1 protein-coding gene and 1 pseudogene are annotated in these 1,634 nt (G+C 67.7%); both read right to left on the bottom strand.

Annotated features, from left to right (window positions below):
• A partial coding sequence (nuoL, locus tag IE249_RS03600) for an NADH-quinone oxidoreductase subunit L (protein ID WP_229857439.1) occupies positions 1-1,557 on the bottom strand: 1,557 nt, incomplete at its 3' end.
• A 15-nt stretch (positions 1,558-1,572) separates the two neighbouring features.
• Positions 1,573-1,634, bottom strand: a pseudogene (locus IE249_RS36065) (NADH-quinone oxidoreductase subunit NuoK); the annotation flags it as partial.

The raw sequence follows: 1,634 nt of genomic DNA, 5'->3' as shown, positions 1-1,634 counted from the left end.
GTTGCCCTCGCTGTGCCCGGTGACCGGCTCCAGCCACTTGAGGAAGCGGTCGCCGATGCTGAAGAACGCGCCGCCGAAGACCGACCCGACCGCCAGCACGATCATGGGGATCGTCATGACCTTGGGCGACTCGTGCGGGTGGGGCTCGGCGTGCTCACCGCGCTCCTCGGCCGCCGGCTCCACGTCGGGCTCGGCCGGGGACGGAGTCGGCTTGTCGCGCCAGCGCTCCTCTCCGAAGAACGTCATCAGCATCACGCGCGTCATGTAGTACGCCGTGATGGCCGCGCCCAGCAGGGCCGCGCCGCCGAGGATCCAGCCCTCGGTGCCGCCCTTGGCGAAGGCCGCCTCGATGATCTTGTCCTTGGAGAAGAAGCCGGACAGGCCCGGGAAGCCGATGATGGCGAGGTAGCCGAGGCCGAAGGTGATGAACGTGATGGGCATGTACTTGCGCAGGCCGCCGTAGCGGCGCATGTCGACCTCGTCGTTCATTCCGTGCATGACCGAGCCGGCCCCGAGGAACAGGCCGGCCTTGAAGAAGCCGTGCGTCACCAGGTGCATGATCGCGAAGACGTAGCCGATGGGGCCGAGGCCGGCGGCCAGCACCATGTATCCGATCTGCGACATGGTCGAGCCGGCCAGCGCCTTCTTGATGTCGTCCTTCGCGCAACCGACGATCGCACCGAACAGCAGCGTGACCGCGCCGACGACGGTGACGACCAGTTGCGCGTCGGGGGCCGCGTTGAAGATCGACGCCGAGCGGACGATGAGGTACACGCCCGCGGTCACCATCGTGGCGGCGTGGATGAGGGCCGAGACCGGGGTGGGGCCCTCCATCGCGTCCCCGAGCCAGGACTGCAGCGGGACCTGGGCGGACTTGCCGCAGGCCGCGAGCAGCAGCATCAGGGCGATGGCGGTGAGCTTGCCCTGCGAGGTGTCGCCCGCGTGGGAGAACACCGGCCCGAAGGCGAACGACCCGAACGTCGCGAACATCAGCATGATCGCGATGGACAGGCCCATGTCGCCGACGCGGTTGACCAGGAAGGCCTTCTTGGCCGCGGTGGCCGCGCTGGGCTTGTGCTGCCAGAAGCCGATGAGGAGGTACGAGGCGAGACCGACGCCCTCCCAGCCGACGTACAGCAGCAGGTAGTTGTCGGCGAGGACGAGCAGCAGCATCGCCGCGAGGAAGAGGTTCAGATAGCCGAAGAAGCGGCGGCGGCGCTCGTCGTGCTCCATGTACCCGACCGAGTACAGGTGGATGAGCGAGCCGACGCCGGTGATCAGCAGCACGAACGTCATCGACAACTGGTCGAGGCGGAAGGTGACGTCCGCCTGGAAACTCTCCACCGGGATCCAGGTGTACAGGTGCTGGATCATCGTGCGGTGCTCGGCGTTCTTGCCGAGCATGTCGGCGAAGAGGACGAGGCCGATCACGAAGGAGGCGGCCGACAGCAGTGTGCCGAGCCAGTGGCCGACGGCGTCCAGGCGCCGGCCGCCGACCAGGAGGACGGCCGCTCCGAGCAGGGGCGCCGCGATCAGCAGCGCAATGAGGTTCTCCACGATTCTTCCGACCCCTTACAGCTTCATCAGGCTGGCGTCGTCGACCGAGGCCGAGTGGCGGGAACGGAACAGCGACA

The sequence above is a fragment of the Streptomyces anandii JCM 4720 genome, from assembly GCF_014650655.1.
Classification (GTDB): Bacteria; Actinomycetota; Actinomycetes; order Streptomycetales; family Streptomycetaceae; genus Streptomyces; species Streptomyces anandii.
Note: the sequence above shows the minus strand (reverse complement) of the source record. Positions and strands in the feature narration are given on the sequence as shown.